26 protein-coding genes and 1 pseudogene are annotated in these 26,485 nt (G+C 60.8%); 11 read left to right on the top strand and 16 right to left on the bottom strand.

The window, feature by feature from the left end; genetic code table 11:
* Positions 1-469 precede the first annotated feature (469 nt).
* Positions 470-2,329, top strand: coding sequence for an alkaline phosphatase family protein (locus IVA93_RS15770; RefSeq protein ID WP_247789867.1), 1,860 nt, complete (start codon positions 470-472; stop codon positions 2,327-2,329).
* Positions 2,330-2,386: 57 nt separating this feature from the next.
* On the opposite strand, the gene IVA93_RS15765 is transcribed toward IVA93_RS15770, so the two are convergent.
* Positions 2,387-2,959: a hypothetical protein gene (locus IVA93_RS15765; RefSeq protein ID WP_085360898.1), complete on the bottom strand. Its 573-nt coding sequence runs from the start codon at positions 2,957-2,959 to the stop codon at positions 2,387-2,389.
* A gap of 392 nt (positions 2,960-3,351) precedes the next feature.
* Between IVA93_RS15765 and IVA93_RS15760 the strand changes: the two genes are divergently transcribed.
* The gene (locus IVA93_RS15760) at positions 3,352-4,011 is read left to right on the top strand and encodes a peroxiredoxin (RefSeq protein ID WP_018455274.1); all 660 of its coding nucleotides are present in this window, start codon (positions 3,352-3,354) and stop codon (positions 4,009-4,011) included.
* 56 nt (positions 4,012-4,067) lie between these two features.
* Here the strand turns inward: IVA93_RS15760 and IVA93_RS15755 are convergent, their stop codons facing one another.
* Positions 4,068-5,798, bottom strand: coding sequence for a methyl-accepting chemotaxis protein (locus IVA93_RS15755; protein ID WP_247336117.1), 1,731 nt, complete (start codon positions 5,796-5,798; stop codon positions 4,068-4,070).
* 191 nt (positions 5,799-5,989) lie between these two features.
* On the opposite strand from IVA93_RS15755, the gene IVA93_RS15750 reads away from it, so the two are divergent.
* Positions 5,990-7,393: a cryptochrome/photolyase family protein gene (locus tag IVA93_RS15750; protein WP_247336224.1), complete on the top strand. Its 1,404-nt coding sequence runs from the start codon at positions 5,990-5,992 to the stop codon at positions 7,391-7,393.
* A gap of 66 nt (positions 7,394-7,459) precedes the next feature.
* A complete protein-coding gene (locus IVA93_RS15745; RefSeq protein ID WP_018455277.1) occupies positions 7,460-7,774 on the top strand; it encodes a hypothetical protein in 315 nt (104 codons plus the stop codon).
* A 9-nt stretch (positions 7,775-7,783) separates the two neighbouring features.
* Here IVA93_RS15745 and IVA93_RS15740 read toward each other — a convergent pair whose 3' ends face one another.
* The 3 genes from IVA93_RS15740 to IVA93_RS15730 all read right to left on the bottom strand — a co-directional run bounded on the left by IVA93_RS15740 (position 7,784) and on the right by IVA93_RS15730 (position 10,098).
* Positions 7,784-8,497 (bottom strand): hypothetical protein, encoded by a 714-nt coding sequence (locus IVA93_RS15740; RefSeq protein WP_524536863.1) that lies wholly within the window; start codon positions 8,495-8,497, stop codon positions 7,784-7,786.
* A gap of 179 nt (positions 8,498-8,676) precedes the next feature.
* Positions 8,677-9,549: a DMT family transporter gene (locus IVA93_RS15735; protein ID WP_018455279.1), complete on the bottom strand. Its 873-nt coding sequence runs from the start codon at positions 9,547-9,549 to the stop codon at positions 8,677-8,679.
* 102 nt (positions 9,550-9,651) lie between these two features.
* Positions 9,652-10,098, bottom strand: a complete 447-nt coding sequence (locus IVA93_RS15730) for a hypothetical protein (protein WP_007603109.1) — start codon at positions 10,096-10,098, stop codon at positions 9,652-9,654.
* Between the two features lie 289 nt (positions 10,099-10,387).
* Between IVA93_RS15730 and IVA93_RS15725 the strand changes: the two genes are divergently transcribed.
* The gene (locus IVA93_RS15725) at positions 10,388-10,654 is read left to right on the top strand and encodes a hypothetical protein (RefSeq protein ID WP_247370536.1); all 267 of its coding nucleotides are present in this window, start codon (positions 10,388-10,390) and stop codon (positions 10,652-10,654) included.
* Positions 10,655-10,704: 50 nt separating this feature from the next.
* On the opposite strand, the pseudogene IVA93_RS15720 reads toward IVA93_RS15725, so the two are convergent.
* A pseudogene (locus IVA93_RS15720) lies at positions 10,705-11,146 on the bottom strand (host attachment protein); the annotation flags it as partial.
* A gap of 312 nt (positions 11,147-11,458) precedes the next feature.
* Between IVA93_RS15720 and IVA93_RS15715 the strand changes: the two are divergent.
* The 4 genes from IVA93_RS15715 (at position 11,459) to IVA93_RS15700 (ending at position 14,971) form a co-directional block, all read left to right on the top strand.
* Positions 11,459-11,731 (top strand): hypothetical protein, encoded by a 273-nt coding sequence (locus tag IVA93_RS15715; protein ID WP_018455281.1) that lies wholly within the window; start codon positions 11,459-11,461, stop codon positions 11,729-11,731.
* 438 nt (positions 11,732-12,169) lie between these two features.
* Positions 12,170-13,135: an AraC family transcriptional regulator gene (locus tag IVA93_RS15710; RefSeq protein ID WP_247541031.1), complete on the top strand. Its 966-nt coding sequence runs from the start codon at positions 12,170-12,172 to the stop codon at positions 13,133-13,135.
* Between the two features lie 161 nt (positions 13,136-13,296).
* The gene (locus tag IVA93_RS15705; protein WP_018455284.1) at positions 13,297-13,449 is read left to right on the top strand and encodes a hypothetical protein; all 153 of its coding nucleotides are present in this window, start codon (positions 13,297-13,299) and stop codon (positions 13,447-13,449) included.
* Between the two features lie 283 nt (positions 13,450-13,732).
* A complete protein-coding gene (locus IVA93_RS15700) occupies positions 13,733-14,971 on the top strand; it encodes a tyrosine-type recombinase/integrase (protein ID WP_247789866.1) in 1,239 nt (412 codons plus the stop codon).
* Positions 14,972-14,996: 25 nt separating this feature from the next.
* Here the strand turns inward: IVA93_RS15700 and IVA93_RS15695 are convergent, their stop codons facing one another.
* The 4 genes from IVA93_RS15695 to IVA93_RS15680 are packed head-to-tail and all read right to left on the bottom strand — an operon-like array spanning position 14,997 to position 18,191.
* The gene (locus IVA93_RS15695; RefSeq protein WP_247789865.1) at positions 14,997-16,073 is read right to left on the bottom strand and encodes a hypothetical protein; all 1,077 of its coding nucleotides are present in this window, start codon (positions 16,071-16,073) and stop codon (positions 14,997-14,999) included.
* 3 nt (positions 16,074-16,076) lie between these two features.
* Complete coding sequence (locus IVA93_RS15690) at positions 16,077-17,189, bottom strand: hypothetical protein (protein WP_247789864.1); 1,113 nt, start codon at positions 17,187-17,189, stop codon at positions 16,077-16,079.
* A gap of 41 nt (positions 17,190-17,230) precedes the next feature.
* A complete protein-coding gene (locus IVA93_RS15685; RefSeq protein ID WP_346771680.1) occupies positions 17,231-17,773 on the bottom strand; it encodes a thermonuclease family protein in 543 nt (180 codons plus the stop codon).
* A 19-nt stretch (positions 17,774-17,792) separates the two neighbouring features.
* Positions 17,793-18,191 carry a hypothetical protein gene (locus IVA93_RS15680; protein WP_247789863.1) on the bottom strand — a complete coding sequence of 133 codons (399 nt, stop codon included), beginning with the start codon at positions 18,189-18,191 and terminating at the stop codon, positions 17,793-17,795.
* 123 nt (positions 18,192-18,314) lie between these two features.
* Between IVA93_RS15680 and IVA93_RS15675 the strand changes: the two genes are divergently transcribed.
* The gene (locus tag IVA93_RS15675; RefSeq protein ID WP_247789862.1) at positions 18,315-18,542 is read left to right on the top strand and encodes a hypothetical protein; all 228 of its coding nucleotides are present in this window, start codon (positions 18,315-18,317) and stop codon (positions 18,540-18,542) included.
* Positions 18,543-18,637: 95 nt separating this feature from the next.
* Positions 18,638-19,810: a RelA/SpoT domain-containing protein gene (locus IVA93_RS15670; RefSeq protein WP_247789861.1), complete on the top strand. Its 1,173-nt coding sequence runs from the start codon at positions 18,638-18,640 to the stop codon at positions 19,808-19,810.
* Positions 19,811-20,313: 503 nt separating this feature from the next.
* Here the strand turns inward: IVA93_RS15670 and IVA93_RS15665 are convergent.
* The 6 genes from IVA93_RS15665 to IVA93_RS15640 all read right to left on the bottom strand — a co-directional run bounded on the left by IVA93_RS15665 (position 20,314) and on the right by IVA93_RS15640 (position 26,485).
* Positions 20,314-20,745: a hypothetical protein gene (locus IVA93_RS15665; protein ID WP_247789860.1), complete on the bottom strand. Its 432-nt coding sequence runs from the start codon at positions 20,743-20,745 to the stop codon at positions 20,314-20,316.
* Between the two features lie 9 nt (positions 20,746-20,754).
* The gene (locus IVA93_RS15660) at positions 20,755-22,929 is read right to left on the bottom strand and encodes a phage tail tape measure protein (protein ID WP_247789859.1); all 2,175 of its coding nucleotides are present in this window, start codon (positions 22,927-22,929) and stop codon (positions 20,755-20,757) included.
* A 220-nt stretch (positions 22,930-23,149) separates the two neighbouring features.
* Positions 23,150-23,500 (bottom strand): hypothetical protein, encoded by a 351-nt coding sequence (locus IVA93_RS15655; RefSeq protein ID WP_247789858.1) that lies wholly within the window; start codon positions 23,498-23,500, stop codon positions 23,150-23,152.
* 17 nt (positions 23,501-23,517) lie between these two features.
* Positions 23,518-24,168, bottom strand: a complete 651-nt coding sequence (locus tag IVA93_RS15650) for a hypothetical protein (RefSeq protein ID WP_247789857.1) — start codon at positions 24,166-24,168, stop codon at positions 23,518-23,520.
* Positions 24,169-24,463: 295 nt separating this feature from the next.
* Positions 24,464-26,122 (bottom strand): phage portal protein, encoded by a 1,659-nt coding sequence (locus tag IVA93_RS15645; protein ID WP_247789856.1) that lies wholly within the window; start codon positions 26,120-26,122, stop codon positions 24,464-24,466.
* Positions 26,123-26,125: 3 nt separating this feature from the next.
* The gene (locus IVA93_RS15640; protein ID WP_247789855.1) at positions 26,126-26,485 is read right to left on the bottom strand and encodes a hypothetical protein; all 360 of its coding nucleotides are present in this window, start codon (positions 26,483-26,485) and stop codon (positions 26,126-26,128) included.

Raw genomic sequence — 26,485 nt, 5'->3', positions numbered from 1 at the left:
GCTTCACCTGTATGCCGCTGTGCATTGTTCTTACGACAATCTCGCACAGTGGACCGCGGGTGCCAGCCGGCACCCGGTCTTCCCTGCGCCCTCTTTCATTTTGAGGGTGAGGCGACCAAGCAAAGCTCGGGCGAAATGCGCCGCGAGAGGGCGAAGGTGTGTCTGCCGCTCGGAATGCGAATCGAAGCGCGACGCTGCCAGCCACTCACTCCGTCATTGCGAGCGCAGCGAAGCAATCCAGTCTGCCGCCGGGGGAAGATTCTGGATTGCTTCGCTGCGCTCGCAATAACGATGCTGAAGCAGCGCGTGCCGACACCGCGATCTCGTGCCGCCGGACGCCGCGCAGAGCGGGGCCCCTGTCCTTCTTTACATGGCGCTCCGCTCTTGTAACAAAACCGTCATGCAGCGAAACTAAACGAAGCCGGGGGCCGCGGTTGGCGGCCAAGCCGCCTCGCAGGGAGAGATTTTGATGCGCCGTTCGCTGGTTTTGCTGTCAGCCGGACTGACAGTGTTGTCCGCAGGATTTTCGACCGGACCTGCCTCCGCAGAGAACAACACGCCCCGTAACCTGATCCTGTTCATTCCGGACGGTCTGCGGGCGCTGAAGGTCACGCCTGAGACCGCCCCCGCAATGGCCGAAATCCGCGACAAGGGCGTCAACTTCAAGAATTCGCATTCGCTGTTCCCGACCTTCACCATGGCCAACGGCTCGGCGATGTCGACCGGCCATTATCTCGGCGATACCGGCGTGTTCTCCAATACGATCTGGACCAACTACACCTCGGTACCCGCCGGCGACACCGTGGTCCCCTTCATCGAGAACGACGCCGTGCTTGGCGACATCGACGAGCATTTCAAGGGCGACTACCTCAACGAGGACACGATCCTGAAATTGGCCCGCGACAAGGGCTACAGCACCGCCGCGCTCGGCAAGCATGGTCCGACCTATCAGTTCGACCACACCGACAAGCCCGAAAAGGCCGGCCTGCATTCGGTCGTGTTCGACGATGCGACCGGCGGCAAGAACGGCGTGGCGCTGTCGGACGAGGTCAAGGCCGCTCTCACCAAGGCCGGCCTGCCCCTCGCCACGCCGCCGCGCGGCGACAACTCCAAGGCGGGCGATGCCAATACGCCCGGCACCACGGCGGCCAACGTCGCGCAGCAGGCCTATTTCGCCGATGTCGCGGCCAAGGTCGTGCTGCCGATGTTCAAGGCGCGCAACAAGCCGTTCGTGCTGGTGTTCTGGTCGCGCGACCCCGATGGCAGTCAGCACAACACCGGCGACAGCCTCAACCAGATCATGCCCGGCATCAACGGGCCGACCTCGATGGCCGGCATCAAGAATGCCGACAACAACCTCGCCCAGCTCCGCAAGGCGCTGGACGAGCTCGGCCTTGCCGCCACCACCAACATCATGGTCCAGGCCGACCACGGCTTCTCGACCATCTCCAAGGAAAGCAAGACCAGCCCCTCGGCCAAGGTCAGTTATGACGACACGCCGAAGGACTTTTTGCCGATGGGTTTTCTGGCGCTCGATCTGGCGAAGGCGCTCGACCTGCCGCTGTTCGATCCCAACGACAAGAACGCCAAGGTCGAGGGCAACAAGCATCCCAGCAACGGCGTGCTCGGCAAGGATCCGGAAAAGCCCGATCTCGTCGTCGCCACCAATGGCGGCTCTGACCTGATCTATTTGCCGACCAAAGACAAGAAGCTGGCGGCCAAGACCGTCAAGCTGCTGCTTGAGCAGGATTACGTCTCCGGCCTGTTCGTCGATGACTCGCTCGGCCGCTTCCCCGGCACGCTGCCGCTGTCGAGCATCAATCTGCGCGGCAAGGCGGCGACGCCGACGCCGGCGATCGTGGTCAACTTCCGCTCCTATGCCAGCGATTGCGGCGAGGCGCCGACCAACTGCTCGGTGCAGGTCGCCGACACCGTGCTGCGCCAGGGCCAGGGCATGCATGGCAGCTTCAGCCGCGGCGACACCATGAACTTCATGGCCGCGGTCGGTCCGGACTTCAAAGCCGGCTATGTCAGCGAGATCCCGGTCAGCAATGCCGACGTCGGCATGACGGCCGCCCAGCTCCTCGGTCTGCGCGCTTCTCAGAACGGCGGTCTCGTCGGCCGCGTGATGTCGGAGGCGTTGCCCAACGGCATCGTGCCGAAGGCCTACAAGGGGGTCGAGAAGTCGAAGAAGTCCGAGAACGGCCTGCAGACCGTGCTGAACTTCCAGCGCGTCGGCAGCCAGCGCTATTTCGACACGGCCGGCTTCCCCGGCCGCACGCTCGGGCTGGAGCCGGACGCCGGCAAACAAAAAACGGCGGGGAAATAACCCCGCCGTTCAAATGCGTCCTTCGTGAAAGGCGCAGAATTTTACATGCCCAAAATCTTACATGCCGATGTCGAACACGTTCGGCAATTGGCCCGCCAGAGGCAGCGCGGTGGCGCCCAGGAAGGTCGCCACCATCGCCATCAGGCGACGGTTGTTCTGGCGCTTGCCGCGCATCTGGCCGGCGATCCACTCGAGCATTTCGCTGTTGACCTTGGAGGCATAGGACGGCGCCCAGCTCTCGATGTCGGACTCGGCCGACAGCGCCACGCTGCGCGGCGGCACCTTCAGGCCGGAGGCGCTCGCGGCATAATGAGCTACCGCCTTGGCGAGCAGGTCGTCGAACCGGCCGCCATCGGTGCGCTCGGTGGCGGCTTCGTTGATCTCGAACAGCACTTCGGCCTCAGTGCGGCTGACCGGCTGGTCGTTGACGGCCGTGGCGGTGAGGATGCGGGCGCACCAGGCGGTGTCATCGGCATCGAGCGAGCGGGAGAAGTGCACCCTTCCCTTGGTGGTCGGGCCTTCGCCCGTGATCACGCCGTCGCGCACGATGGTCAGTGCATGGGTCGAGGTATCGCGGCAGGATGGTTCGAGGGACGGTGACTCAACAGACTTATGCGCAGCGGCAGACATAGTTCACTTCCAGATTTCTTCTGATCGGCCAGCATTTTCATGCCGGCGTAAAGGGGTGGTTAATGATTCGGCACCGGGATCGCGACTCTTTGAGATAGTTGCCAATTGGTCGCTGTCAGGACCATTTTGGTTCTGGCGAGCGCCGGGCGAGCGTGATGGAAGTCATAAAAGGCTTTCTCGGGGCAATCACGCCCGTATAGCCCCGGTGGAGATGTTTCGCCGCGGGCGCGGCTGTAACAAAAAGGTGCTAGGAAATCAGGCCTTCAAAGAAGGAATTCACATTTTACTTGAAGCGGTTCAGTTAGCGTTCACTTGGGATCGCGGAGACCCTATAATGGCCGCGACGGTCAAAGATGAATTCGCAAGTAAATTCAATAACATGAGGTAGAACCATGACACTTCCGATTGGCACCACCGCCCCCGACTTCGAAGCCGAGACCACCGAAGGGAAGATCAAGTTCCACGACTGGATCGGCAATAGCTGGGCGCTGCTGTTCTCGCACCCGAAGGACTTCACACCGGTTTGCACGACCGAGCTCGGCGCGCTGGCCAAGCTGAAGCCGGAATTCGACAAGCGCGGCGTCAAGCTGATGGGCCTCTCGGTTGATCCGGTCGACCGCCATTCCAAATGGTCGGAGGACATCAAGGAGACGCAAGGCGCGGCCCCGAACTATCCGATGATCGGCGACACCGATTACAACGTCTCCAAGCTCTACGGCATGCTGCCGGCCGCGATTTCGGGCGATCCCCTCACCCGCACGGCCGCCGACAACCAGACGGTCCGCAACGTCTTCATCATCGGGCCGGACAAGAAGATCAAGCTGGTGCTGGTCTATCCGATGACGACGGGTCGGAACTTCCAGGAGATCCTCCGCGTGATCGACTCGCTCCAGCTCACCGCCAAGCACCGCGTCGCGACCCCGGCCGACTGGTCGCAGGGTGACGACGTCATCATCGCGGGCTCGGTCTCCAACGACGAGGCCAAGACGATCTACCCGCAAGGCTGGAAGGAGCCGAAGCCCTACATCCGGATCGTGCCGCAGCCGAAATAACGGAACTGTCATTCCGGGCGATGCGTCAGCGCCGCCCGGGACGACGATGTTAGCTCTTACGCCGCGCGCACGCGTTCGAGGAAGCCCTCGACCTCGGCCTTCAGATGCAGGCTCTCGCCCGACAACGCCTGAGCGGAAGCAAACATCCGGCTGGACGTCTCACCGGTCTCGTTCGCACCCTCGGCGGCCTGACGGACGTTGACGGCGACATCGGCCGTGCCCGATACCGCCGCGCGAACGCTGGCGACGATGTTTTGGGTCGCGCTCTTCTGCTGCTCGACCGCCGCCGAGATCGAGCCCGCGATGCCGCTGATGCGCTCGATGGTCTGGCTGATCGCCTTGATGGCGACAACCGATTCCTCGGTCGCAAGCTGCATGCTGGCGATCTGGTTCGAGATCTCGTCGGTTGCCTTGGCAGTCTGGCCGGCGAGCGTCTTGACCTCCTGGGCCACCACCGCAAAACCGCGGCCGGCATCGCCCGCGCGCGCGGCTTCGATGGTCGCGTTCAGCGCCAGCAGGTTGGTCTGCTCGGCGATCGAGGTGATCAGCTTGACGACATCGCCGATGCGCGCGCCCGCCTCGGAGAGCTGCGCGATGCGCTGATCGGTCGCCTCGGCCTGCCGCACGGCCTCAGCGGAAATGACGTTCGATTCCTGCACCCGCCGGGTGATTTCGGAGATCGATTGAGACAGCTCGTCCGAGGCGGACGCCGCCGAACGCACGTGCTCGGAGGCGCTTTCGGAAGCTCCGGCCGACCGCGCCGACAGATCGGCGGTGGAGCGCGCAGTGTCGGTGAGCTGCCGCGCCGTCCGCTCGAATTCGCCTGACGATGTCAGCACCTTGTCGAGAATGCCGCCGACACCGCCCCGGAACTCCTCGACGAAATTGCGCAGCTCGGATTTGCGCTGCTCGGCGGCCGCAGCCGAAGCGGCCGCCTGCTCGCTGCGCATCCGCGCCCGCTCCTGCGAATTGCTCCTGAACACCCCGACCGTGCGGGCGATCTCGCCGATCTCGTCGGCGCGATTCTCGCAATCGATCTCGACGTCGCTCTGGCCTTCGGCGAGCGCGGTCAGCGAGCGCGTCACTGAGGTGAGCGGCTTGGTGACGCGGCGGACGACCAGCAAGGTCAGAACCAGCACCAGCAGCGCCGCGAGCCCGGCGGCGATCGCCATGCTTTCGATGGTGTGGGCCAGCATGCTCTCGAATTGGGCCATCGGGATGCCGACATAGAGGATGCCGGCGACCTTGCCGCTGGCGTCGGCGATCGGGAAATAGGCGGTCATGAAGGACTTGCCGAACAGGGTGGCCGGGCCCTTGTAGGCCTCCCCACGACGCAGCAGCGCCTGCGCCGGATGATCGGCGGCAAGCTGGGTCCCGACGGCGCGGTCGCCATTTTCCTTCTTCACGTTGGTCGACCGCCGCACGAACTGCCCGCTCGCATCGTCGAACACGAACAGGGTCGCGTTGCCGCCGACATAGGACACCGCGCGATCGACGATGGCGTGATCCCTGAAGTCCGGCATCTTGGGAATCTCGGCGCGCGCCACCGCGCCATCCCGCATCGTGATCTTCGCATCGGGAACGATTTCGGCAAAGGCCAGGGCCAGCGTCCGCAGGCTAACCTCGATGTCGCGGAGCGCACGATCGTTGAAAGCGGAGCTGAGCGACCAATAGCCGGCGCCAACCACGAGCGCCGTATTCATGGCGATCAGCAACACCGCGCACAGGAGCGCCTTGGTGCCAAGTTTGAATTGCGGCAGAAACTTCGCCGTTGCTCGTCCGTACATGAATGAAATCACCTCCGTAATTCCTGCATACTCGTGCAATCGGCTTACGGTCGCATTAATGACGGTTCCATCGCAGCACGCGACATGCTTTCCAAATCGTTAACGAGGCCACCCTGACCACGCCCAGAACTACGCTAAGCACTACGCCAAGCGCTCCGCCTATCATCGTCTGGCTTCGCGACGACCTCCGCCTGTCCGACCACCCCGCCCTCCACGCTGCCGCCAAGGCGGCTGCGAAGACCGGCGCGCCGGTGATCTGCCTCTATGTGCTGGACGATTCGGCCGGGCGAGCGCCGGGCGCCGCGGCGCGCTGGTGGCTGGCGCAGTCGCTGCGGGCGCTCGGCGCGGACATTGCCACGCGCGGCGGATCGCTGATCCTGCGCAAGGGGCCGGCAGCCAGGGTGATCGCGGAGGTGGCGCGTGAGAGCGGAGCCCGCACGGTCCACTGGAACGGGATCGCACAGGCGCCGCATCAGGCGATTGAGCGGCAGCTCGAATCCGCGCTGGCAAAGATCGGCGTGGACTCGCAATGTTTCCCCGGCGACCTGCTCGTTCCGCCCGCGGTAATCCGCAACAAGGAAGGCCGCGGCTTGCGCGTGTTCACGCCATTCTGGCGGCGCGTGCTGGCGCTCGGCGATCCGCCAAAGCCCCTGCCGGCGCCGAAGGACCTGCGTCCTGCGCCGACGGTCGCCAGTGACACGCTGGAGACCTGGAAGCTTGAGCCTGGCAAGCCAGATTGGGCCGGCGGCCTGCGCGAGACATGGACCCCGGGCGAAGCTTCCGCCCGCGCTCGCCTGCGCGACTTCCTCAAGCACACCGCACAAGGCTATGTCGGCGATCGCGACCGCCCGGACCGAGAGGGCACCTCACGCCTGTCACCGCATTTGAGGTTCGGCGAGCTCAGCCCGCGCCAGGTCTGGCACGCCGCGCGGTTCGCCGCGGCGGAAAATCCCGCGATCGGACCCGGCGTCGACAAGTTCCTGAGCGAGCTCGGCTGGCGTGAGTTCTGCCGGCACCTGCTGCACGACCACCCCAATCTTGCAACCGAAAACCTGCAAGCGAATTTCGACGGCTTCCCATGGAAGCCCGACGCCAAGGCGCTCTCCGCCTGGCAGCGCGGCCGCACCGGCTATCCCATCGTCGACGCCGGCCTGCGCGAGCTCTGGCACACTGGCGTGATGCACAACCGGGTGCGAATGGTCGTCGCCTCGTTCCTGGTCAAGCACCTCCTGATCGACTGGCGCGACGGCGAAAGCTGGTTCTGGGACACGCTGGTCGATGCGGATGCCGGCAGCAATCCCGCCAACTGGCAGTGGGTCGCCGGCTGCGGCGCCGACGCGGCGCCTTATTTCCGCGTGTTCAATCCGGTGCTCCAGGGCGAGAGGTTCGACCCGGATGGAGCCTATGTGCGACGCTGGGTGCCCGAGTTGAAGGATGTGCCACCCGAGCTGATCCATCAGCCCTGGCAGGCGACACCGATCGAGCTTGCGAGCGCCGGCGTCACGCTCGGCAAGAGCTATCCGCATCCGATCGTCGATCATGCCAAGGGACGAGAGCGCGCGCTCACCGCCTACGCAAAGATCCGCAAAGGTTGAGCGTTGCTTTGACACAATTATGAAACGCGCTATCGTCACCGCTCCATGCAAACCGTGGGGGACGATATGGACGACGACAAGCCGATCACCGAACAGGCGATGGACACGATCACCACCGCCGTGGAAGCGACCAAGGACGCCGCTGTCACTGCGGTGAAGCAGGTCAGGAAAGCCGCCAAGAAGGCTGCGAAGAAGGTAGCGCCGAAGAAGGCGTCCAAGAAGAAAGCCAAGAAGGCTCCGAAGAAAACTTCGAAGGCCACCAAGAAGACTTCGAAGAAAGCTGCAAAGAAGTCGTCGAAGAAGGCGGCCAAGAAAACAGCAAAGAAGGCCACCAAGAAAGCTGCCAAGTCGAAAAAGAAGGCCACGAAGGCCAAGCGCTGATCGCAACGCTCAAGTCTCCGGGGGCGGACGCGCCCGGAGACGGCTCCAGCGATACCCTACCCTCACCGCTTGGCTGCGCGCCGGCCCGGGGTGATGCTCGCCTTGCGGATCGCGAAATTCGCTGCGATGGCCGCGCCGGTCCTCGGCGTTGAAGCGCCGGCGCTTCTCGGGCGAGCCGAACTGCTTGATCAATCTCCTGCCGTTCACCTTTTTGATGACGTAGCCGCCCTCGGTCATCGAGAACGGCTCCTTGAGCAATCCCATGTGGTCGAACTTCGTGCCGCGGGGATGCTTGAAGGGTTCGAACCAGGACGGATAAACGAAGTTCGACATCGGGAGATCGTTGACGACGAAGGCGTCCTCTTCCACTGCGTCGCAGACCTCGTAGGCGTGTTGGGTGTGCCGGGTCTTGTCGGCCCACAGATTGGCCATAGGGTCGAGCACCATCTCGAACAGCTCATGCGAGGCTGCCAGACTGACCGGATCGTCCTTGGACAGCGCCTTGAGGAAGATCTTCGAGATCGGCTGTCCCCGATGCGTCAATTCATGCCGCCCGAGGAAATTCTTGTGGGTCGCATCGTCGAAATAGACCAACTGCCAGTCAGTGGGCTTCGGCTTGCGGGTAACGTCGAGATCGACGGGGTAGCCCCAGACCGGCAGGAAGTGCTCGTCATAGCATTTCTGCAGCGCGGCCGTGAGCCGCGCCATCACCTGCTCGCTCATCATCTCCTCTGCATAATTAATGCAGGCAATCCGGACTGGCTTCAGGGACCTGACAAGCAATGCGCGTCTCGCCTTCTTCATGGAAAATCACCTGTGAAAGGGGCACTGAAATGCGCCGACCCTAGCACGAACGCGCCGCGCACGTCAGGGATGTATTCGAGCGGCTTGGCCCGCCGGCCCTAGAAGCGTCGGTTGACCACGAACACCGCGGCCGCGCACATCACCATGCCCGCGATCGCCAGCGCATCGAGCTTTTCTCCGAACAGCAGATAAGCCATCAGCGCCGTCACGGCGGGCACCAGATAGAACAGACTTGCAACAGACGTGGCGGCGGCGTGGCGGATCAGCCAGTACAGCAGCCCGATCGACCCGATCGAGAGCGCCACGGCGAGCCAGGCCAGCGCGAGCATGAACTCGCGCGTCCAGTGCACCACGCGGTCCTCGAACAGGAACGCGCCGATCGCGAAGAAGATCGTGACGGACACGTACTGCACGAGATTGCCGGCGCGCCAGTCGATGTGGTTGCAGTAGCGGCGCTGATAGAGCGTGCCGAGCGTGATGCTGATCAGCGAGACCACCGAGGCGAGCCAGCCGAGCCCGGCTTCGCCGGTCATGGGACGGCCGTGCAGGATCAGCACCACGCCGCCGAGGCCAAGCACGAGCCCCGCCCATTGCACCGGCGTCACCTTCTCCCCGAGCCAGCGGTTGGCGATGGTCGAGGTCAGGATCGGCTGAAGGCCCGGAATGAGCGCGGAGAGCCCGGCCGGAATCGAGTGCGCGATCGCGATCGCGGTGCCGCCGAGATAGAAGCCATGGACGAGAATGCCCGCGACTGCGCTGTGCGCGATGCCGATACGATCCGGCCATTTCGGTCGCGCGATCGCGACGATGATCGCCATCAGACCGACCACGAACGCCATGCGGATGGCGAGGTAGGTCAAGGGATCGGCATTGTTGACGACGTATTTGGTGCCGATGAAGCCCGTGCTCCAGAGCAGGACGAACAGGATCGGCGCGGCGCGGGCGGCCAGGGCTTCTTGATTGTGGTTCATTGCCGCCCTCATTGCCTCACAGGGGGCCGATGCGGCAATGCGAATTTCGGCCAATTTCGTCCGGGCGATGCTGCGCTGCGACGGACCGGACGGCTCAGCGGCTCACCATTCGTCCGGACACGGATCGATGATCTTCCAGAGCTCGACGCCGTTCTTGATCTTTTTCATGTCGGTGGTCAGCCCGCCATTGCGGCGAATCCAGTCCTTCACCGTGTCGGGGTAGTAGGCCATCAGGTCGGACGTCCCCTCCGCGCTGGTGACCTTGATGCCGAAAGTGAAGGCCTTGTCGTAGTAAGCCTGGTGGAAGCCGAGGCTGGCGCGCGGCGTCACGCAGATCTTGTTCATCGGCACGATGCCGAGCACCAGGGTGCAGGCCGAGTTGCAGATGCCGTCGATGATGACGCGTTCGCCCTTCTCGCGGACGCGCTTGTACTTGGCCTTGTACTCCTCGACATAGCCGCCGTGGTCGCGGGTAATATGCAGCTCGGCCCGCGCCGGCGTGGCGGCGACGACCGAGAGCAACAGCAGGCTCAGAAGCGTGATGCGCATGGCGAGGTGACGGCGAAAGCCTTCAGGAATGGACCGGTCTATGAACCCCGAGAAGCCGGCAACAGGAGTCTTGAGCTAATTCTCTTTGGTCATACTTGTGTGGGGAATTCGTTAAGCATCTCGAAAAGGCCAAAAATGGGCAAGTCCGGACCACAGAACCGGCAATTCTGTCACACCCACCCCGGAATCTGCGGGATTGGCGTCGATTTCCGGGCTGCAGACGGGTGTTCCGGCCGCCCGAACTGGCTATAAACGGCTGACCTATTCGTGCGGGTTCCGGAGATTCGAGATGAGCAAGTTGAAGAAGCTTGTAGCCGCGGTTGCTGTCCTGTCGGCCGCAATCCTTGCCCCTGGCCTCGCAGAGGCGCGGGGATACCACCGGTACCATCGCCACTACACGAACCCGCTGCCCTACCCGATCAGCTATCTGCACAATTACGGGCCCGGCATCACGCCCGGGACGTTCGCCTTTTACGACGGCCCGTCGACCAACCATTGCTACCAGAGCGCAGCCGCCTATGTCGGCCAGGACCGCCGTCGGCACCCCTGCTTCTGAGGGGTGCAGGCGGGTCCTCTGCGGGGGCCGCTATTTGGCGGCGCGGACAGCAGTAATTGCTTCTCGATCTCGTAGACCGGCAGTTTGAGGAGGTCCTTGCCGACCTCGCCCTGGAGTGCCTTGCGCACCACATCCGAACAATCGGCGCGAATCATCCCAAGCGCACGCGGCGAGGCCACCATGGTCAAGGCCGAGGTTCTCGCCTGAGCTGACGGCGGCATCGAGCCGTCCGGCCAGGCCGCGCAGGAAGGCGCGCTCGACCTCGTCGTGCCAATCAGTCTGCTCCACCGAGCTGCGCGTGCTACCGGCCGCGCCGTGGAGCCTGCCCGGCGCGTCGGTCCCTTGCGCAACGGTCGAGGGATTGGGCTGTTCGTGCACCTCCCTGGTGTGGAGGTTCGGAAACATCTCGTCGCCGAGGTTTTCCAGAATAAGCGCCTTGCGCCCGTCGCACACGACCAGCCAGTCACCCTTGTCGATTCTCATTTGGTCCATTGCACAGCTCCAAAGCCACCTCGCTAGCCAGCTCATCGAAATGCTCGAAAGCTGGCCACGACGCCAAGCTTAGGGACGAAGCTGCACCGACGAATTGCGCGGGATCAAGGATGGCGGCGATGTCCTGCGGAGCGCAACGCAAGCGCAGCATTGGTCAAGAGCGCGAACCTGGGATAGTCTGGCGGAGCTAAAGGTCAGGCCTGCGGCGGGCTGGGCTGAAGACCTGTTCATCAGCATTACATTTCGGTCCCGCCACAATTTGATCAGAACAAACTTCGATATCCCTGTATTGCGTAAGCGGAGAAAGACATCATGAAGCTTAGAATTGGCCTCGTCGCCGCGTCCCTGTTCGGTGCGTTGGTCGCATCATCGGCGGCGTCTGCCATGCCCATCGCGCCTGCTCCTGCGACGCCGCAGGTCTCCGACGTCGAGCAGGTCCGCATGGTCTGTGACGCCTGGGGACGCTGCTTCTGGCGCCCGAACTACTATGGATACTACGCCCCGCGGCCCTATTACGGTCCCCGATATGCACCGCGCTTTTACGGTGGCCCTCGCTATTACGGACCACGCTATCGCCGCTGGTGATTCTAAAGGGGCCCTTCGGGGCCCCTTCGCTTTTGCGAGATCAAGGATGTTGGTCTGGAGTCATTCCAAAACTGATCTAGATCAAAGACGCAATCCGCCACGCCGTCATTCTCCGACGATGGTCGATTTGATCGTTTTTCGATGTCCCCAGACGGGTATGAATGTGCAGACACGTCTGGAGAAGCAACTGAGACAGGAGGCGCAGAGCTTTGCCTCCTTCGCCTGTCCCGCCTGCACGCGGCTGCATTTCATCGACCTCGCATCCGGCCAGCCGATGACTCGGGACCGTTGACGGCGACATCGATCCGCCGGGCTTCATGCCATGATGTCCGCAATACTACGGCCCGGAATCCGGTTTACTGAAGCGCGATGTTTCGCCATTGATGGCGATGTACTGACGTTCATTTGATTGTCACATTGCGACCGCGGGCCACACGCATGTTGTTCGACGCCCTCGCCCCATCCTCGGCGCTTCAATTGATCGGCTTTGCCGACGTCGATGCGTTTCGGCCGATCGAGTCGATGGAGGATGCGAGAAGCATTCCGCTCGACGTCCGGAATTTCGCGGCGGCTCGTGCTGTCGTCTCCCTGCCCGGCTGCCGCATCGTCATGATGCGCTCGTTCGCGCGCATCCTCGACGCCGCCTATCGGATGCTTGGGGGGATGGTGATCCTGCCCATGACGGACGACCTTCAGGTCAATTCCAAGGGCATGGATCTGGACGCGCGTTTCTTCATCGCGCTCCGCGGCAGCGATGAATGCCATTTCGTCGAGCGCCGGACCAATCATCATGCGATGATCATCTTCTCACCCGGCATGAGCGACCGGGGCTGGTTCGATCAGGCGGACGACTTGCGGGCCTATGTCGCGAACCGCCCCGCTTTGCTCCACATTCGGCAGCTCCTGCTCGACATTCTGCGAACCGCGTCGGTGCAGCCGGCCCTGTTCGAAACGACCGAGGTCGCCGCCCATCTCCAGGAAGGCCTGCTGCTCGCGCTCGACGATCTGTTTCGCATTGATTCGCTCTCGGACCGGAGTGCCTCCGTCGAGGGCGAGCGGTCGATCAAACTCGTGCAGCGGATCGACGATTACGTCGCAGCACATCCGACTGCTGCGATCTATACCGCCGATCTCGCCGGCGAGTTTGGCGTCTCGATCCGGACGCTCGGCGGCGCCGTCAGCAAGGTGCGTGGCATGAGCCTGCATCAATACATTCGCCTGAAAAAATTGTGGGCGACGCGGTCTCGCCTTCTCAAAGGCGGGGGTGCCAACGTCGCCACATGCGCGCGCGCCCAAGGCTTTCACCATTTGGGGGAGTTTGCCGCAGCTTACCGCGCGACCTTCCACGAAGCGCCGTCCGACACGCTGGCACGGGGCCGGCAAGCCGGTCCGACGGCTGGCTGACCAGACACGGCTCAAGTCTTTTCCAGTGCGGCACGCGCCCAAAGGGAACCAGTTCCCTCGCGCTGCATTATCCGAGCGGTGCGCCGGCAGCGCACTGAAGCACCCCGCGCGCCCTACGCGCGGGGTTTTTCTCGCCGTCAACTAAGTGGTTCAGGAAGAAAATGTCTATTAGCCGCAACGTATTGTTTCTGATCATCGGTGCTCTGGTCGTCACGGCGGCCGTGCTCGGCTACAATCTCTACCAGACGAAGAAGCAGCCCGATGGCCTGCAAATCAATGTCGGTCCCAACGGGCTGAAGATCCAAGGCAAATAGAGGCGGCTCACGGCCTCGCGCCAGATCCGAGAAAACTCTGGCCCTGCAAGTGGCGCGCTCGGAGAGATTCGAACTCCCGACCCTCGGAATCGAAATCCCAAAAATTTAGATTCTAGGACTGTCTACGCCTGTCCAGGGCGGTCCACGTAACCTATTGATCCAGCTGCCCCTTTAATTGACGCCGCCTCCAGGCTTGTCTTAAACAGAACAGGAACGAACAAGCCAATCTTGGTGCAAAAGTTTCCCGGGGAAACCGCGCGCCGAACCCCGGAGCCGGAATCCGATGCCCCGCTTCACCGACCGATTTATCGCTTCCCTCAAGGCCGAAGGGACGGAGCGCTTCGAGATCAAGGACGACGCCTGCAAGGGGCTCGCGATCAGGGTGACTTCATCCCGGAAAACCTTCTGCTTCCGGTGCAAGTACGAAGGGCGGATGCAGCGCGTCACCCTCGGAGAATACCCCGTCATGACGCTGGCCCAGGCCGTCATCGCGGCAAATCGCCGATATGCCGACCTGCACGAGAACCGCAACCCGCTCGCGGAAGCCCAGCGCGAGACCGTAGAGGCCCGGGTCGGGGCCGACGCGATAACCTTCAACCGGCTAGCCGACCGCTACCTGAACGAATATGCGAAGCCCAGGAAGAAGTCTTGGAAAGATGACGAGTGGGTCCTTAAGCGAGCGAGGCCCGAGTTTGGCCCCCGAATCGTATCAACCATCACCCGGAAAGAGTTGGTCATCTTCCTACGTGGGCTCGCCGCTACCTCGGTGCGCAACGCCAACAAGACCCAGGCATCCATTTGCACCATGTACAATTGGGCCAACCTCGAAGACGAGACGATCATCAACCCCCTTGCCCGCATCCCCAAGATCGGCGGAAAGGAGCGCGAAGAAGACCGCGTTCTGAGCGACGACGAACTGAGGGCCGTTTGGCCTGCCTTCGTCACGCCGCCCGATGCCGTATTTTCGGTCGCGGTCGGCATTGCTGTTCGCCTGATCTTCCTGACCGCACAACGGCCGTTGCAGGTCTCGGGGATGCGCCTTGACGAACTGATCGACCTTGACGGCCCCGCGCCGCGCTGGGACCTGCCCGCGTCTCGGATGAAGCGTCCCAAACCCCACTCGGTCCCGCTAAGCGCTGAGGCGGTGAAGCTCATCAAGCAGGCGCTTGCAGAGCGACTGTACGAAGACAGCCCTTACGTCTTCCCGTCCACACGGGGCAAAGGCGACAAGCCGATTGATCGGCATGCGCTGTCCCAGGCTGTTCGTCGATTGCGATTGAAGTTGAAGATGGCCGAGTGGTCTCCCCACGATGCGCGCCGATCAGCCACGACCTGGGCACGGGCTATGGGTATCCCGCGCGACACAACTGAGGCACTCACGCATCACGCCATTGTGGGCAGCGGGAAGACCTATGACCGATACGACATGCAGGCTGAGAAGCGACAAGCGGTAAAGGCGATAGCGCAATACATTACTCAATGTCTGCGGCGTAGCGATGCTGCTGCGCAAAAGGCCGCTTAGCACAGCCTAACGCTCCGGCTTCATCCTATCGATCTTTCTTTGCAGCTTCGGCCGCGGCGAGATCGACTCGGGAGGTGAGCCAAGCGGGTACCGAGCCATCGTCACGTTTGACCAATGCCACGGCCTTTTTAAAATCTTCTACTGCCTGCTTCGGGTAGCCGTTCATCAGCTCTGACATGGCAATTATGGTCACGCACTTCCAGCAGTTGCCAATTTGGTTTTCGTCCCGATCTAGAATGTTCACCATCAATGTCCCCGGTTTCAGCGTCAGGACTTGCGGGTCTGTGAGCGTCAGCCACATGATGATATCCACTGCGGCATACCTTGGAGTTTTTGGGTCCGCTACAACGCGCTTGCAAGCTGCGCGGTAGGCATTCGAAAAACCCTGCCCGCTGACGCTCGTTGACAAGGAAGTGCGTGAGGTCCCCGCGTTGGCTCTACAGGCTATGTAGTCTGCGCTCTTCGCATTGGCAGAGGTGATGTCCGGCGTAGGTATCCGGCTCGCCCATTTAAAACAGTCAACGCCGTCATTGGAGGTGTCTTGCGGGCCCCACTTCATAAGCCCCCAGCACTCTGCATCTTCGGCCCCTAACCACATCATGATTGAGGGCTTCGTATAGTTGCCAAAGCCCTCGATGACTCCCCAGGGCACACCGTGAGCTGTGGCGTTAGCCGCCATGGCCTTGTTGCATTCAGGAGCTTGGGTGCCATCCGGCATCGCGCAGGAGTGAATGCCAAGTCTCCCGCCCATATGCACGATGCGCCTCTCGCCCGACACAAAGATGGCCATCGCGCATGCGGAGGCACATGATGCGCCCGCCTTCACTACAGTTCGGATGCCGCCGCGCTCGTCCATCCTTGCAGCTATAGCGAGCGCTTCGCCGACGAAGCCCCCGGGGCTGTCTAGCTCTAACGTATCGAAAGTCGCCAACGCCGCGAATTTAGCGGCGTCACCTATCTCAATCGCCCCTGTCGCATGCACTGTTTTGGGGGCACGCCAGGTGAATTCCATTGCGTCTGTGCGCGCCACCGCCGCAAAACAAATAACAGCAGCTGTAGCAATCCGTCCGAAGACGCCAACTACATTCCAAACATCTCTCATGCCCTAACCAGTCCCGCTCTTGCTGCGCTTAGTTTCGCTTGGTGGCTCTGGCGGCGGCAGTTCTAGAACAGGCGATGGTTCAGAGGCAGGAAACTTCAATTGCGGCGCCATCTCGCGGAGTTGCTGGTAGACCTCCGGTTCGGGAACCTCTTTTCCGTCAGCGTCCTGCTCGGGTTTTGGTGGGAGGAAGCGAAGCTCCATGGTCATGCCTCGCTCGACCCTCGTGAGCACTGACTCCAGCGCCCACGCAAGATCTGTCCTTTGCTCTTTACTCCGCCCCGCTTTATCAGTCGGCGGCCCGAGTATTTCGGCCACTTTCTCGTCGACCGCTGCCTTAAGAGACTTCTCTATTTTCGATTCAAAGAACTGCTTAATTTCTTCGTCGGTGAAGCTCTTATTCTTTTTCGTTTCCGATCTCAGTTTTCTGATGCCCTCAACCGAAGCCCACGTTGTAATCGCCCATGTAATCGCGCCACCCAGGAGCTGAGCCGTCTCAACGCTGAGGCCAAGGAAGAACGTGGGGTCACTCGTTGATATTTGATGGACCTCAACACGCTCAGCACTGCCCGTCGCGATTTCCGAGAATGCCCGTATTATCCGGTTAAGCGTCCCCAGCTCTTTAATAAGCTCATCGAATGCATTGTGAAAAAGTGTCCTTGGAACTAACAAGCCGATTTCGGCTGAGCCGGGCGGCAAAGGCGCGATCTCGACCCCGATATCGCGAAGACGATCGCGTAGCTGCGCCAAATTACCCAAGTAGGTGTTTCTTCGACCATGAAACTGCGAAACAAACTGTTGAGTCACTGAGGGCGTGTGCGGGTTGGCCTGAGCGATATCCTCTATCTCTTTCGGCAAGTCAGACAGAAAGAATTCTGTGCCGCCTATCTCAGCAATTTGCTCGGCTTCTCGCGGCTCAAAGCTCGAGGTCAGAGACCTCCACGCGCTCGTAAGTTCCACGAGCCGGGACGCGTAAGCGTTCTGAAATTGCGGCTGGCCGGGATTCCCGACCATGTTTTGCACGTCAGTGACGAGCTGCTGCAAAATTGATTGAACATCGAATTTGGCTTCGACCGCGATTAGCTTTTCGCATAGCTCAAGTAGTCGCTCGGTATTCACGCGTCGCGCCCCATAATAAGGTGTGCCGTTGTTCTCGTCGGCTAATGCATTTCCGATTGATACACGTTTGGCTCGTCAGAACAATCTCTGGTTCTACCGCCTTTAGTTATACACTCTCGAAAGAGCCAAGGCTCGACGTAGCTTCCCGCCCAAATTCCACGCTCTGCATTCTCCGCGCGGCGCTGAGCTTCGGCGTACTTTTTTGCCGAGTATTTTGGCCAGTCTAATGCCAGTCCGCTATCGACTAGCCAGTATCCGAGATCAGTACCACCTACTGAGCACGTTGCGACTGTACGCCCGTAGACATCGCGGCTCACCGGCTCACAGCTCACCGGCCTTCCTGCTATAAACCTATCCAGCTCATTCGCGGCCTTCGCTCCGCAACGATACGGCAAGCTGTCCTCACCACGGCAGAGCTGCGAGCTTTCGGGCGCATCAATGCCCCACAGGCGAATGCGCGTGCCGTGAATTTCGAGCGTGTCGCCGTCGATGACGCTCGCTTGCCCCCTGAGATTATCAGCGAATCCCGCCGAACAACTCGATGCGAATACGGCAAGGATCAAAACCCCACGCAATGCTATCATTCAATCCGATGCGCTCTCGCTATGAGCCCACATTCACTGCACGAAATTCACCCGTTTCTTCGTTCAAATCTACCAATTTCATGACCATGCGCTGCTGCACGAAGGAATCTGCTATTTCGCGCGCGTCCGCATTTACGTCCTTGGCCTCAATGATGACGACCTTCATCAGACCATTGCAATGATCCCGCGCCCACTTGAGGTTTTCAATGCGCTCATGGTTGCCAGGCTTATCCTTCCACAAGTGAAGCCTTCGACTTCCAAATGTGGTGTAAGAAATCGGATCGGTGCTGTAGTCGAGCGCATCCTTCCAAAACGTCATAACTACTGTTTGGTTGTCCGGTGTCCTGGCTGACCAGCTCCACCTTTGGTTCTTACCAACCGCCCCAAAGGCTGCGAACGCCTTCGCCAATCCAGTCATTGGCACCCTCCCGAAGATAGACTTCAACGGCATCTATGATCGCGCACGCATTTGCGCACGCGTCTAGCAAAAACAACGTTGACTAGCTTTGGAACATAATGTGAACATGCGAGATGGTCAACCATGAACAATTCGAAGCCCGAGAGAACCGCGGCACCTTTACCGTTCGACGCGGAGCGACTGAACGCGGCAGCCGATCAGGCAATCGCCGCTTGCGGCGGTGACGCGCGCGAGGCTGTGAAGGCGCTGTTGATAGCCAACGAATTCTTAGAACGCGAGATGGAAGAGCGCGTGTCGCGCGGGTACATTCGTGGCGTGAAGCATGGCAGATTCAACACGTACTCGGGATAGCCAAGCACCTTTTGCGAGTGATAGCTTGCGACGCAAGGCCGTGCAGGCGCTGTTGATTGCGAACTAGTCTTTCTTTTTTGGAGGCGCAGATTCTCATGGGCCAGCGGGAGTACCCGCGCTTCGACTATGGGGCGGAGGATGTGAAACGCGTCAGCGCAGTGATTGCTGGTGGTCTTCATTGGACAACCGAAACCGAAGCGCAGATCAGAGAGGCATTCCAGATCGCCAACAATTGGCGTGACGCTCACGCCTTTCCGATGCGCAGCGTACGCGGATCGTTGCGCTGGTACATGCATCACCACGACATAGCAGGCGTGACGGCCGCTCGATTGAAAAGAATGCAAGCGATCAGGCGCAAGCTGGCACGGCCGGGGCTCCGGCCTCTCGATCTCCATCTGATGCAAGATTTGGGGGGATGTCGAGTCATCGTATCGTCAATTGCCGACGTTCGCCGTCTTGTCGACTTGATGCGGAATGGTCGGCACACCATTCATCACGAAAGCCCTCATATCGATCGACCGAAGAAAGACGGATACCGCAGCCATCACATGATTTTGGAGTATCGCGGCAGGGGCGCGAGGAATATCTACGATGGCAAGCGAGTTGAAGTGCAATTCCGAACGCGGATGCAGCACTCGTGGGCAACCACTGTCGAAGCTATCGGTTTACTTCGTGGAGAAGACCTTAAGGGCAACAAGGGAAGCTCAGATTGGCTTCGTCTTTTCTTCTTGATGTCGGCGGAATTTGCGCGCGCTGAAAACTGCGCGGAGCCTCCCAAAGCACCACCACATAAAGAACGTTGCACCGAGATTATCGCTCTAGACAAAAAGCTCGAAGCTTCAAAGCATTTGGAGAATATGAGCTACGCGTTTCACGCAACGGATGATTTGGTCGAAAATCCATTATCAAAGCCGACCTACTACCTTCTGAAGTTCGACAACGCAACCAAGCAAATGAGTGTCGAGCCGTATTTCGCACCAAAGGAGGCGATGCTGCAATACGACAACGCGGAGGAATTGGATAACCATTCTGATACTCGCCGACAGAACGTCGTCCTCGTTGAGGCAGACAAGCTGGAAAACCTTAAGGCCGCCTATCCGAATTATTTCGGTGACGTGCAGCTTTTCAAAATGCAGCTCGGCAAGATTATTAAAGGCAAGCCGGTGCAGGAATATACAGTGCGTCCACAAGAGACCGTTGCATCTAGGCCGCGGGAGCCAGCGAATCTTGCTTGGTTGAAGGGACGAAGCAAACTGCGCTGGAAATAATCCGCCGCCATCTTTGAGCGTCATGGGGATAGCGATCAGTTGCATTTCCCCTTACCCCTAACGTTGATGCGTCTCGTCTGTTGCAAAGGCGACGATTGCGGTCAAAGGGTTTATTTGGATGGCCATCGCATTTGGTGTTAGATGCAGGTGACGCAGCTAACGAATCTTACAGCGCTACGCATCATACCGAACAAGCCCCGAAAGTGCTGCGCGCTTCGGATAACGCGTCAGCAATTCACGAGACCGCTTCTTTCCCAAACACCGCTCTAAGAACAACGGCCCGCAGTACGTCACGACCGCCTGCACAGCAACAGCCGGAATGAAGCTCTTGCGCGATGCTGCCCAGGCAAGGCCGGGCAAGATCATGTCCGGCAATGAACCGATAATCACCAGCGCGTCAAGCGAGTCCCGACACTCGCGAAGCCTTGCGAGCGCCGGGACCAAGATGTCTAGCGACGGCTCATACGTTGCGCCTTGTCGCGGGGCGTATTGAATGCGCTCCACTAGAACTCCTCCTTTGCTAGGCCAAGCTGAAGCACATTGACCTCGATCCGCGAAACGCCATCGGGCTTCGCGTCCCTCACTTCATATAGGGCGCGGTTGCAGAGCCGCATTATGCGATAACCCTGCATCAACGGGAACGGCAACACGCCATAGCCAAACGAAAACACCGGCTCGGACGTGCTGACAATCGGGCTGATAGAGTGGCCGGATGCAATCCGGCCATTGTTCTCGCCCATGATCACGGACTTTGCCTTGTTCGTGAAGACAGCCGTCACGGTGACAGCTCTCGAAGGATCAGGCACCACGGGAAAGTTGGGTACCGGCGTGCCAACGTATGGCGTCACCGAGACCAACTCACCCATGGTCTCATCAATGGCGGCGGACGCGTCCTGCATGCCCGCGCGCCAGCTATTGGTATTTGGAAACAACATTCTCTGTTCCTATTGTGCGCCCATCGTGGTGCCCTGACTGGGTTTCGTTGCGTTATCGCCAGGACCCTGCATCGAAGTGCCGAGCCGCCCGTTCAGGCTCATGTTCGAGACGCTCTCGGCACGCTTCACCAGGCCCTCGAAGTAGGTTGTCGGCTTGACATCCACCTGGATCATATTGTGCAGCTCGGCCGAACCAGTGACCGTGCCATTGACGGCCACGTCCTTAAAGCCGGACGACTGACCGACTGAGCGAATTGAGTCCTGCCAACCGAGCGCGCTGTTCGCCCCATCGTCCGATGCGCCAAGCTGTCGAAGATACTCGCTAGTTGCGCCTCGCCTTCGCTTCCAGGGGTTCGCAGGCTGGTAGCGGTCAAACGGCCCGCTGTCGTCCGCGACCATGTCCTCGAACTCCGTTTTGTGCAGGCGAGCGAGCTGCCGTCGATAGTTAGCCGCGCCGCCTCCCTTAGCGTCGTCCGTTCCGGCAGCTTCTTTGCCGATCTCGTCCCACAATGTGGGACCGACAAGAGAACCGAGGGCCAGCCACCCAAGCCCCTTAGAAGCTAAACCGAGGCCGCTGGCGACGCGGGAGCCCGCCGCCCCGGCTGCCACGCCTCCGGCAACGCTGGCCGCCGTCCCTACGGCGCTGCCGCCTGCCATGCGCGTTAAGGCGACAGAAGCAACGTTGGCGCTTGCCGCTAGGCCCGTGAAGCTCGTTACGACGGATGCGATGGTCGCGCCAGCCGCCGCGAGGCCGGACATCGAGGCGAGCCCGACAGAGACGCTAAGCGCCTGCTTCTGAGCGTCTGAGAGCCCAGCGGCAAAGCCTGCCAGCTTGGCACCGGCGTCGGCGAGCGGTGTTAGCCAGCCTTCGTTCGCTTTGACCATCTGCTTTTCGGCCGAGTCGATTGAGGCTGACAGCCTATCAACGGCAGCGGCCAAGCCCTGCATGCGCTCTTCGGCGATCTTCTGCGCGAAGCCCTCTCCGTGGTTCAACTTTTCGAGGTACTCGCTGTACTGGTCGCGGGCACCGAGCAGAAGGGATGCCCTGCCGCCCTGTTTGTCTCCCAGGATCGCTTGAATGTCGCGTGCGCTCGCCTTTTGCAGAATTGCATCAAACAGCGCCCCTCCGTTCAAACTCCCCTTCGCTAAGTCGTACTGGCGAAGCGCCGTATCGACGAGATGCTTCTGATCCATCTTAGAGAGCTTTTCGCCGCCAGCCTCGACGGCTTCGCGAACAGCAGCGCTGAAGTCTTCGCGGCTGCCGAGCACGTTGCGGCTCTCATCACTGAACGCTCCCGACAGGCTCGCTTTGCCCGCTTCAGATAAGCCTTTGCCGTACCGACGCCGAAGCGAAGCATCGATTGCATCGGGGCTGACATTGCCCTGAGGCGCATAGTCCGCATAGTTGATGCCCATATGGGCCAACGCTTCGAACGCCTGTTTGGTCGGCGCGAGCAGGCGAGCTGAGAACTGGCGCATAAACACGCCCGACTCGTCGCCCCCAACATTCGCCCGCTTCAGGGTCATGGCCGCAGCAAACGCCTGCTCTGCGCTGATCCCCGCCGCGTGCGACATCCCCATCCCGAACTTACTGAATTGGGTGATGTCCTCAGGTGACATCGCACCGGACTTAGCGGCGATAGCCGCTAAGTCAATCTGCCTGCCCATCTCCTTCGACGCTTGGGCCGGATTGTGCAAATGAATGCCCTGCCCGAACGTCAAGCCCTCGACGATCTTGGCCGCTTCGTCCGTCTTCACGTTGATCGCCTTCGAAAGTACGATAGCTTGCCTCGTGGCGGCCTCTGTGATCGGCGCGGAGAAATTTCGCGTGACGAAGGCTTGCTGAGCGTGCAGCGTGTCTTCCGGCTTCAGGCCGTAGACCGTTGCAGCGTTGATGCGCTGCCGTTCAAGCGAGGCCATGTCAGCGTCACTGTAGTGCTGAATAGCTCGCTGATACCGGACACCCCGCTCATACGGGATATAGTCCGCGACGGCGGACTTCGCGACCTGAAACGCCTTTGCTCCTGCAACGCCCGCGACTGTCGCGCCGATGGCAGAGTGTACTTTATGTATCTTCTCCAGCACAGACAGGTGCTGCATGGCGGCCGACGTGGCTTGCCGGAAGCTATTCGTATACGCGCCGCCAGTGCTCTCGCTGAACGCGGCCTTGGCCGTCTGTGACAAGCGCTGTGTCAGTTCGACTAGCTCGCGGAGTTTCGGACTGGCCTTGTCGTCTGCCGTGATTGTTGCTGTAACTGAAGGACTAGACATCCGTCTTACCTTGCATTCTTCTCACGAACCTTGCGTAGGTCCGCGAACATATCGACGTATTGCATAAACCGTCCAAGCCGCATGGACTCAACGTCGGATACGCTGAGCCCATGGTCTCCGATCATGACCGCAATCAATCGGCGGACGGTGCCGTAAAATTTTTGTCAGGAACTCCCAACAGGATGATATTCGTCGCGGCCGCTCGAAGACGCTGGAAATCGCTTGCGCTGATCACCTTCAGGACAATTTCGTCAATGCCTTTCTCTGCGATCATGTCGACTAGGAATCGCATGAAGGCCTTATTGTTGTCGTATACGAACGACACGCCCTCGGGCTCGCCGTCTACCCCTTTCCGGGGCTTCAGAGTGAACGGCTCGCCGTAGTCAACAAAGGCCCCCGCGGTCGGCTCTTGCAGTGTGAGCGCGGTCAACTCGCCGCTGTGCGTCTTGAGCGGTCGAGACAGGTTGAAGGTTTCGGTAGTCATTGCTGCGCGGTCCTTTGTCAAATGTTGATGAGATTGAGCTTCGCCGTGTCGACTCCTAGCTGTGCCAGCAATCGGCTGAGCGGCGCTCCCGTCGTGGCGTGCGCATCGAGTGCGCATTTCAGCTTCTTGGCTTCCTGCGTGTGTCCGTGCCCGTTCATTTGGAGCGCGCTGAACCTGATTTCAGCGAAGCGCTTCAGCTTCTCAGGCTCTACGCCCGATACAGCCGGTACGGGCTTCGGCGCGGCGCTATGAGGCTGCGCGTAGCCGCGCGAGCGATTGAACGCTTGCGCGCTTCCAGAAATTTGGGCGCGGCGTGCAGCGTACGGGTCGTCGTCGGTCTTCATGGTTTCTTCCGTGGTTTCTGTTTGTTCGATGGGAAGCCCGCGCAAGAAGGAGCGGACACGCTCAAGCGACATCAAGGGCTGAGCTTCGATGAGTTGGGCGGCGGCGGACGGCCTCCCCTGCGCTTCAGGCAGGCTCGTGACCTGCGAACGCCACGCGGATAGTGGCGTAATCCCGCTATGTTCGCTGTCTGCCCGCGCTAGCGAAGCGGCATCAGCGATGCGATATCCTGCTTTCAGCGCATTTTTGCGCGTCGTCCGCTCGCCATTATCGAGCAGCACCACGCCAGGAGCCCCGTTGAGCGGGATTGCGATCTTATCGTTCATAATGATTTGCCTGTTAGCGGTGACCGTGGGCGACGTAGGCACCCACCCGGACGGCGCGGCCCGCATTGGCGCCCGACTCGCAGATTACTTCGAGCCGTCGCACCTCATGTTGCAGAGCCTTCACGTCCGAGCGCTGCCAACGTAGCCATTGGTCGCCGTGGCGAACCTCCGCGCGAGCCTGTCCGGCCATGAGCTGGTACAGAGCTGCGCGCAGTTGCGGCAGCATGGCGCAAGGATTTTCGACAGCGGGGGGCGTACCCCCGCTGGGATTGCAGTTGTTCATTTCGTGTTGCCTCTATTTCGACGGCATATCGTCTTCGGGCGTGAAGTCCTCTCGGTTCTTAGGAACCGGATACGGCAAGCCCGCCGTCGTCAGTTGATCCTTCTCAGCCTTGCGCTGAGCCGTGACTTCTTCAAAGTCATAACCGCGCTCGCCAAGCTTGGCTTCGAGCGTAGAGAGCCCGTTTTCAATTTCCAAGATGTCCGCCTGGGCCGCCTTCAGCGGATCAGCAACTGGCTTGCCTTCGCCACGCCATACCGCGTTGCTGTAAGCGTCGGTGGCTTCCCAAAACGCGGGCGCTCCGCTTGGAAGCTTGATACGGCCCGTCTCGCACGCCTCTTCGAGCCAAGCGACGAACGCCGCGCGATAGAACGGCTCAACGATGGCTGCTCGTCTGCGCTTGTTGATTCGCCAAGGCAGTTCTTGAGCCAATCGCGCGGCGCTGAACGACGTGTTCGAATAGTCGCCGCTGGCATCTTCATAGCTGCCGCCAGCGGCCTTCGCTGCCTCGCGGCTGAGCGACTTATCGAACGCGTCATAGGTCGAGTTGGGCGCCTGCGCCCGGTGCATGACCAGCTTGTCGCCCTTCATCATGTGGGTGATGACACCCGGCTGAAGATTGACCTTTACGCCCTCATCGCCGCCATAATAGTCCGTCTGCGCCTTCGCCCAAGCCTCAGGTGAGATGCCTGCGGGAGCTTGCGCGCCCAACGGGTCGTCCGTGGCTATCGATCTCAGAGCTGCGTCACGCGGCAAGTCTGACTCCACTGTGGTAGCTGTCATGCTCTGCACCAGAGCAGCCGCCAGATTGAACTCTTGCAAGGTCCTTTTTGAATGTGCGGATGTAAGCGCCGCAGCCAAAGGAGAGACACCCCGGACCTGACCCGGGGCGATCATGTCAAAGAGATGCCCAACGCGCGGACGGCCCCACGATGTGCGAGCTTTGACGAACACCGGCTGAGGCGCGGAGTTGACGTTGCCGAGCACGAAGGGCCTGATCCAATAGCCGTCGACCGTTCCGGTCCTGTCGAACTGACAGCCTTGCGTAATGCTAGCGCCTTCGATGACGCGCGTAATGCTTTGGTCGAGCTGCCGGGAGTCCAACAGGTTGATTTTCGTCCCTGTTGCGGCTCCCGCCCCTCGCTTCCAATCGACCAAAAAGACCGCCTCGCCCGTAAGCAGGTAGGACTTGAAGTTAGCCGTCGCTAATTGGTGCAGTGTATGCCTGCCGGACGCATCGCACTCAACGGGATTGCCCGCCCACGCAGCCCAAGCCGTTTCGATTTGGTGGGCGAGCGCGCGGGCGTCTTCGGGCGAAATGCCGAGGGATTCGGCGTTTGGACGCGAAGAGAGCGTGAGCCCGGTCCCAATCGCGTAGGTGGCGAATGTCTCGACCAGGGCAGCGACGATTGGATTGGAGAACAAGAGATCAAGGTTGACGGATGCCACAAGCGAACGCTCGCGGCTGATCTCTGATCCGGGCGTTCCAAAGCTCGGCTGCCAGCCCGACAGATAACCCGCGGTGAAGGGGCGCGCATCATATCGAGCCCACACAAGTGACGGTCTGCCGTCCGTCCCGTCCATGATGCCCGCTTGCGGGTTGGCAGTGGACGCTATCGCTTTGGGCTTCACGCTGCCGCCCCAAAGCGCGCGAACCCTATCAGTGAAAGACATATCTCAGTCCTCAGCCTTGGTCTTCTTGGGCCAACCCCGTTCGGCATTGAACGCCGCCACGCTGACCCCAAGCTCCTTAAGCCGAGCGGCCTTGGGATCGCTTGTGATGTCTACCGTCGCGGCGCTCAGCCCGATTTGCCCCTCACGCTCCATCGCGGCGATGTAGGGATTGGCCGGAGGAGCTTTGGCCAATAGACGCTTGGCCGTTTCGACATCTAGGCCGGACTCTGCCATCTCAAGTGCAAGTTCGGGATTGCGTCGGCCTTCGGCACTCATGATGATTCCAGTGATACGCAGCCGCTCGCTGGCGATAGCTGCGTTTTCCTCACCGGTCACGACGACCGGCTTCCTCTGTGCGCGCAT

The sequence above is a fragment of the Bradyrhizobium sp. 155 genome (assembly GCF_023101105.1).
Taxonomy (GTDB): domain Bacteria; phylum Pseudomonadota; class Alphaproteobacteria; order Rhizobiales; family Xanthobacteraceae; genus Bradyrhizobium; species Bradyrhizobium canariense_D.
This window is presented reverse-complemented; position numbering and strand designations above follow the sequence as displayed.